4 protein-coding genes are annotated in these 7,913 nt (G+C 74.5%); all 4 read left to right on the top strand.

Annotation, left to right across the window (positions count from 1 at the left end; all coding sequences use genetic code 11):
* Positions 1 to 261 precede the first annotated feature (261 nt).
* Positions 262 to 936: a hypothetical protein gene (locus AC3RKB_RS01375; RefSeq protein ID WP_491434184.1), complete on the top strand. Its 675-nt coding sequence runs from the start codon at positions 262 to 264 to the stop codon at positions 934 to 936.
* Between the two features lie 90 nt (positions 937 to 1,026).
* The gene (locus AC3RKB_RS01370) at positions 1,027 to 2,127 is read left to right on the top strand and encodes a hypothetical protein (RefSeq protein WP_491434183.1); all 1,101 of its coding nucleotides are present in this window, start codon (positions 1,027 to 1,029) and stop codon (positions 2,125 to 2,127) included.
* 120 nt (positions 2,128 to 2,247) lie between these two features.
* Entirely contained in the window at positions 2,248 to 3,372 is a 1,125-nt protein-coding gene (locus AC3RKB_RS01365; protein WP_491434182.1) for an RDD family protein, read from the top strand.
* Positions 3,369 to 7,850 (top strand): type VII secretion EssC family protein, encoded by a 4,482-nt coding sequence (locus tag AC3RKB_RS01360; protein WP_491434181.1) that lies wholly within the window; start codon positions 3,369 to 3,371, stop codon positions 7,848 to 7,850. Before AC3RKB_RS01365 ends, AC3RKB_RS01360 begins: the two co-directional genes overlap by 4 nt.
* Positions 7,851 to 7,913: the final 63 nt, after the last annotated feature.

The raw sequence follows: 7,913 nt of genomic DNA, 5'->3' as shown, positions 1-7,913 counted from the left end.
TTTTGATTTTTGCTTTTTTTGTGGGGGATCGCTCTCTTTTCGAAACCGAGAGGTTCTTCGTGGGTGCTCGCTCCCTCCTCCCCCCCCACGCCGCACCCCGACGGGCCCCGGGATTCCCGGGGCCCGTCGGCGTATCCGCTCATCCACCACACCACCCCACGGACGACGGCGTCCCGGCCCGCACGTGCCGACACTCAGGTCGGCGGGCTAGGATCGCGGCGGTCGTCACCTTGCTCACCGATCCCGCGACCCGGAGTCCACATGCCCGAGAGTGTCCCCGTCCTGCGCCGGCCCCTGACCTGGCTCATCGTCGCCGCGGTCGTCCTCGTGATCGCCGTCGGCGCGGTCCTCGTGGCGCTGCTCGCGCCGCCGTCCGCCGGCGGATCGGCGGAGCCGACCGCGCAGTCCCGGCCCTCGCCGTCCGAGCAGCTCGCCCCGTCGCCCGTCGTCGTGCCGGAGCCCGAGCCGGTGCGCGACCCCCGCATCCCGGCCGACTGCGCCGCGATCTACACGACGGACTGGTCGGGCGAGTTCGAGCCGGACTACGTGCTCAACCCCGAGTGGTCGAGCGCCGAGGGCGCGCCGGCGCTGTTCGGCACGAGCGATGCGACCGCACTGCCCGTGCTGCAGGAGACCTCGCAGCTCACGTGCGGCTGGCTCCCGCCAGAGGCCGGCGACGGCAGCATCGGCCTCGTCACGAACGTCGCCGCCGTCGACGAGGCGCAGGCGGCCGCCGCCATCGCCGCATTCCAGGCCGCCGGCCTCGAGTGCTACGAGGAGTCGAATGGCACGCGCTGCGTCGGCGAGTGGGAGGGCGCCGCGGGATCGGCCGGCGAGTCCCAGTTCATCCGCGAGGGCCTGTGGATCGCGACCCGCTGGGACGGCCCGGCGGTCACCGGATACACGGCCGACATCATCGCCCAGCTCTTCGCCTGAGCCGCGCCGCGGCGTTCCGCGTCGAGCGTCGGGCGCGTTGCTAGAGTGAGCGCACCACGGGCAGGAGGTGCTGCCCGGAAGGAGCGGACGATGAGCAGCACGACTCCCGGATCCGACCCCGACGCGCGCGACCTCGACGGCGACGGCGTGCCCGATTCGGCGGCGGAGCAGGAGACGCCGACGCCGGCCGAGGCGCAGGCCTCGGTCGACCCGACGGCCGACGACGCCGAGCGCGTGGACCGGCTCGAGCAGCCCGTGCCCCCGCCGAGCGATGCCGCCGGAGCGCCTCCGAGCGAGCCAGTGTTCACGGGCACCGACCAGGCCGCGGCGTCCGCTCCCGCCGAGGGCGATACCGTGGTGCACGACCGTTCCGAGCTCGACGCCGCGGTCGAGCGCGCGCGTGCGGAGCACCCGCCCGTCGTGGTCGAGAGCCCCGACCCCGCCGACCGCACCGACACCACCGCGATGCAGCGCGACGAACTCCTCGCCGGGAGCCCCGAGCCCGTGCGCGCCGAGGACGTGCGGCGCGAGACGGGGGTGCCCGAGACCGTCGGCGTCGCCGGCGCGGGTGCGGCCGGAGTGGCCGCCGCGTCCGCGCCCCCGACGGCGCCCGCCCCGCCGGCGCCGCAGGCGATCTACGTGCAGGCGCCCCCGGTGCCGCGGACCCGCGGCAACCGCGGCTTCGGCGTCCTCGTCGGACTCATCGCCACGGCGGCGTTCGCGTTCTTGTACGCGGGCGTCTCCTACCTCGCGATCAACGGCTACGGGGCCGGCCGGGGCGACGGTATCGGCGTGTTCACCGAGTTCCTCGCACAGCCCGTGTTCTGGATCCCCGTCATCTTCTTCTTCCTGGCCTTCGCCGTGCTCGCGCTCATCCTCAACCGCGCGGCGTGGTGGACCTGGGCCGTGTTCGGCCTCCTCGTCGGCGTGGTCGTCTACCTGTCCTACATCGGCGGCGCACTGCTCACGGTCGCCGCCTGGCAGTTCACGCCGGCCGACGCGGCCGACTTCGTCGCCCAGCGCTGGCTGGACCCGTTCGCCATCATCGCGTTCGTCGTCGCGCGCGAGCTGCCGATCTGGTTCGGCGGCTGGATCGCGGCGCGCGGTCGCACGGTCGGTGAGCGGAACCGGCAGGCGCGCGAGGAGTACGAGCGGCAGCTCGCGGCGGGACCGCAGCCGATCACGCGCTGAGGCGCGGCATCCGGTTCGCTACGCTCGAACACCGGGCGCGCATGGTGAGCGCTCCCCATCGACGTGGCACACCCGGCCTGCTTGGGTGGCTCCCTGACCCTGCATACCCGAGGAGCGCTGTTGAGCATCACGATGCACGCCGACGACCCGATCCACGGGGTCGGTCCCGACGGGCGGCCCGACTCGGCCTACGCCGAGGCGCTCGGGCTCGTTCCTGCGCCGTCGGGGCGCCGATCGGCGGCGTTCGCGCTCGATGCGGCCGCCTGGGCGGTCGCCTCCCTGCCGGCGATCCTCGGCTGGGTGCAGCTCGTGCCGGCCGTGCTCGCCGGCGGCGGGCAGCTGCGGGCGGCGGATGTCGCGGCGCTCGCCGGCCCGCTCATGCTCGTCGCCGTCGGCCAGGGCCTGGTCGCCGTGCTCGGGATCACGCAGCTCGCGCTGCACGGGCGGCGCGGCGTCACGATCGGCAAGGCGGCCTTCGGCCTCCGTTCGGTCGGCGTCGCCACGTTCGCGCGGCCCGGCTTCTGGCGCGTGGTGCTGCGCGCCCTCGTGCTGTGGGCGTCGCAGGTCGTGCTCCCCGTGGCCGGACCGGCACTGTGCTTCGCGTCGGGGCTGTGGGATCCGGAGGGACGGGGGAGGAGCTGGCTCGACCGCGTGGGCCGGTGCTGGGTCGTCGACGTGCGGCGCGGGCTCGACCCGTTCGACGCGAAGGCGCTCCGCCATGCCCGCCGCCGGGTCGAGGCCGAACCCTTCGCCGAGCGGCCGGCCCTGCCGTCGCTCGCGACCGACCGTGCGATCGACGAGCGCACGTTCATCCCGGCCGCCCGGTCGAGCTGGGGCGTGGTCGCCGCGCCGGCCGGCGCTCCGGCGCCCGCGCCGACCCCCGCTCCGACTCCCGCCCCCGCGCCGACCTCGGCCACGCTCGTGTTCGCCGACGGCGCCCGGCTCGCGGCATCCGGCACCACCCTGCTCGGGCGCAGCCCCGCACTCGCCGAGGGCGACCCCGGCGACGCCGCGCTGCTGCCGCTGGTCGACGCCTCGATGGGCCTGTCGAAGACGCACGCCGCGGTCGAGGTCGACGCGCGCGGCGTGCGCGTGACCGATCGGTGGTCGAGCAACGGCACCGAAGTCGTCGGCCCCGACGGCGCGGTGCAGGTGCTCGAGCCGGGCGTGCCCCACGCCGTCCCGGTCGGCGCGTCGGTGCGCTTGGGCGGCATCGAGTTCCGGGTCGAGGAGGTCGGCGCGTGAAGCTCAAGCTCGGCCTGCGCCGCCAGAGCGGCCCCGGTGTCGACGTGGTTGTGACCGCCGACGCCACCGCGACCGTGGGCGACGTGGCCCGCGCCGTCGCCGAGACCGACCCCGCCGCGGCGCACCTGCCGCGCCACGACGGCCCGCTCACGCTGGCCGTCGCGCCGCCGACCTCGTCGGAGCCCGTCGTGCTCGATCCCGGCACGCTGGCGGCCGACGCGCCGATCGGCTCCGGGTTCAACGCGGCCGTCGTCTCGCCGGCGGCCCGCACGGCAGCCGGCGACGCGCCAGTCGCGACCATGCACGTGCACTCGGGCCCCGACGCGGGCCGCGAGTTCCCGCTGCGCCGGGGCCACGGGGTGATCGGCCGTGCGGCCGACGCCGACGTGGTGCTCGCCGACCCGCTCGTGTCGAAGCGGCACGCACGGGTCGAGGTCGACCAGGCGGTCGAGGTCGTCGACCTCAACTCCGCGAACGGCCTGCTCGTCGACGGCGGCCCCGTCGCCCGCGTGCGGGCGCTCCCAGGGGTGCGCGTCACGATCGGCGACACGGTCGTCTCGTTCAGCATGCTCGCGGGCACGGATGCCGCGTCCGACCCGGTGCTCGAGCGCGGCGGCGCGCTCATGTTCAACCGGTCGCCGCGCGTCGAGGCGCGCTACCCCGGCACGGCCCATCCGGAGCCGCGGGTGCCGAGCGAGGAGAACCCGCGCCTGTTCCCGTGGCCGATGATCGCGTCGCCCGTGCTGATGGGGCTCGGCATCTTCGCGATCACGCAGCGTCCGGCGTCGCTGCTCATCGTCGCGCTCACGCCGATCATGCTGCTCGCCAACTACCTGGGCCAGCGCATGGGCAGCGGCAAGAAGCTGCAGCGCGAGATCGAGACCTTCGAGGTGCAGCTCGAGCAGCTCGAGGAGACCCTCGAGCGCGAGCGTCGCGTCGAGCGCGAGCGCCGGCACGAGGAGACCCCGCCGGTCGCGACGGTCTACGAGCAGGCGATGCGGCTCGGTCCGCTGCTGTGGACGCGGCGTCCCGAGCACTGGAACTTCCTCGCGCTGCGCCTCGGGGTGGGTCGCGCGCGCTCCCGCAACTCCGTGCGCGACTCCGACGGCTCCATGCCCGGCATCCCGAAGTACGCCCGGCAGGTCGACCTGCTGCGCGAGCGATACCGCGAGATCGACGACGTGCCCGTCATGGAGGTGCTCTCGAGCTCGGGCGCGCTCGGCATCGCCGGTCCGGCGAACCTCGCCGCCGACGCGCTGCGCGGCGTGGCCGTGCAGCTGTTCGGACTGCACGCCCCGAACGACGTGGTCGCCGCGGCGATCGTCGACCCCGCCTGGAGCCGCGAGCTCGACTGGCTCAAGTGGCTGCCGCACACCTCGGGCGAGCGCAACCCCGTCGCCGGCGCGGCCCTGGCCGACAGCCCCTCGGCGGGCGCCGCCCTGCTGAGCGCCCTCGAGGAGCTGATCCTCGCCCGCCTCCACGCGGCGCCCGTGCGCCGCGGTCCGCTCGCCGACGACGACACCTCGATGGCCCGCGGGTCGAGGGTGGGCGCCCCCGGCGGAATCCGCGAGGAGGCCCGCCCCGACTCGGCGCTCGTGCTCATCGTCTCGGCCGACGCGCCCGTCGACCGTCCGCGCCTCGTCCAGCTCATCGAGCGTGGCGCCGAGGTCGGCATCCACGCCGTGTTCGTCGCGCCGACGGTCGCGTCGCTGCCGGCGGCCTGCCGGACCTACGTCGACGTCACCGACGGGCTCGACCACGCATGCGTCGGCGTCGTGCGATCGGGCGTCGAGTACACGGAGGTCGCGGTCGAGGGCGTCTCCATGCGGTACGCAGAGGTGTTCGCGCGCCGGCTCGCCCCGGTCGTCGACGCGAGCACCGTGGTCGAGGACTCCAGCGACCTGCCGCGCAGCGTCTCGATGCTCTCGCTCATCGGCGACGACATGGCCCGCGACGCCGAGAGCGTCGTCGAGCGCTGGCGTCAGAACGCGTCGATCATCGACCGGTCGGGCGCGACGCTGCCGCGACTCAAGCGCGCCGGCTCGCTCAAGGCGTTCGTCGGGCAGGGCAGCCCCGACGCGATGACGCTCGACCTCCGCACGCAGGGCCCGCACGCCCTCGTCGGCGGTACCACGGGCGCCGGCAAGTCCGAGTTCCTGCAGGCGTGGGTGCTCGGGATGGCGGCCGAGTACAGCCCCGACCGCGTCACGTTCCTCTTCGTCGACTACAAGGGCGGCTCGGCGTTCGCCGACTGCGTCGAGCTCCCGCACTGCGTCGGGCTCGTCACCGACCTCAGCCCGCACCTCGTGCGCCGCGCGCTCACGAGCCTGCGGGCCGAGCTGCACCATCGCGAGCACCTGTTCAACCGCAAGAAGGCCAAGGACCTCCTCGAGCTCGAGAAGCGGCAGGATCCCGAGACCCCGCCCGCGCTGGTGATCGTGATCGACGAGTTCGCGGCGCTCGCGGGCGACGTGCCCGAGTTCGTCGACGGCGTCGTCGACATCGCCCAGCGCGGCCGCTCGCTCGGCATCCACCTCATCATGGCGACCCAGCGTCCGGCCGGCGTCATCAAGGACAACCTGCGCGCGAACACCAACCTGCGCGTCGCGCTGCGCATGGCCGACGAGTCCGACTCCCGCGACGTCGTCGGCGACGCGGTCGCGGCGGGCTTCGACCCGTCGATCCCGGGGCGCGGCATCGCGAAGACCGGTCCGGGGCGGCTCGTGCCGTTCCAGTCCGCCTACGCGGGCGGATGGACGAGCGACGAGCCCGAGACCGCCGACGTGCGCCTCGCCGAGCTCCGGTTCGGCTCCACGGTCGTCTGGGAGCGCGATGGCGGGCCCGACCGCGACGCGCTCGACGGCGACCCGGGACCGAACGACCAGAAGCGGATGGTCGACGCCTTCATCCGGGCGGCGGGCGCCGCCGCCATCCCGCCGCCCCGGCGCCCCTGGCTCGACGACCTCGCCGCCACGGTCGCGATCGAGGACCTGCCCATGCGCGGCGACGGTGAGATCGTCTTCGGTCTCGCCGACATCCCGGAGCGCCAGCTGCAGGCGCCCCTGTCGTTCGCACCCGACCGCGACGGCGCGATGCTGGTCTACGGCACGAGCGGCGCGGGGAAGTCGACGCTGCTGCGCACCCTCGCCGTGTCGATCGGCATGCGGCCCGAGGTCGGCCCGGCCGAGGTGTACGGGCTCGACTTCGGGTCGGGGGCGCTCCGCTCGCTCGAGGCGCTGCCCCACGTCGGCTCGATCGTCGCGGGCGACGATCCCGAACGCGTCCAGCGACTGCTGCGCACGCTCGACGAGCTCCTCGACCGCCGCGGGCGCGCGTTCAGCGCCGCGAACGCCGCGAGCCTGTCCGAGTACCGCGAACTCACCGGCATCCGGGAAGCCCGCGTGCTGCTGCTCATCGACGGCTTCGCGCAGTTCAAGGCCGACTGGGACTCGACGACCGTGCGCATGCCGTTCTACAACGTCGTCATGCGCATGCTCGCCGAGGGCCGGCCGCTCGGCGTGCACGTCGTCGCGACCGCCGACCGCGCCGGGGCCGTGCCGACCGCGGTGAGCGCCAACGTGACCCGGCGCATCGTGCTCCGGCTCTCCGACGAGAGCGGCTACCAGGTGCTCGGCGTCCCGAAGGACGTGCTCGACGAGCGCTCGGCGCCCGGGCGCGCGATCGTCGACGGGCTCGAGACGCAGGTCGGCGTGCTCGGCGGCACCGCGAACGTCGCCGAGCAGACGAAGGCGCTCGAGGCGCTCGCGGCACGGCTCCGCGGGGCGGGCGTGCTCGAGGCGGCGCCCGTCCGCGCGCTGCCGGCGTCGTTCGACCTCGCGCAGCTGCCGCCGTCGGTCGCGGGCGAACCCGCGCTCGGCCTCTCCGACGACACGCTCGCGCCGATCGGCTTCGAGCCGGTCGGCACGTTCGCGATCACGGGTCCGCCGCAGAGCGGCAAGACCACCGCGATGCGCGCGGTCATCGACGCGGTGCGCCGACACGACCCCGACGTGAAGCTGTTCCACCTCGCCGGGCGCCGCGCCGCGCTGACCGAGCATGCCGACTGGATGCGCAGCGCGACCAGCGTCGAGGAGGTCAAGGCGCTCGCGCGCGAGCTCGTCGACGTGATCGGCGACCCCGCGGTGCCCGGCCGCTACCTCATCGCGGTCGAGAACGTCACCCAGTTCGCCGATTCCGACGCCGAACGCCCCCTCAAGGAGCTGTTCCAGGCCGTCAACCGCAGCGAGCACTTCCTGGTGGGCGATGCGGATGTCGCGAACCTCTCGAGCGGCTTCGGCTTCGTCGGCGACTTCAAGGCGGGCCGACGCGGGGTCGCCCTGCGACCCGACGCGTACGACGGCGACGCGGTGTTCAAGACGCCGTTCCCGAAGGTCAAGCGCTCGGACTTCCCCGAGGGACGCGGCTTCTTCGTGCAGAACGGGCGCGCGACGCTCGTGCAGCTGCCGCAGGTCGGATGACCGGGCGGCCGGTGGGGAGCGCTCCCCATGTCGCGGCGGGGCCGACCGCCGTTAGCGTGACGG

The organism is Agromyces capsici, from assembly GCF_058349965.1.
This window is presented reverse-complemented; position numbering and strand designations above follow the sequence as displayed.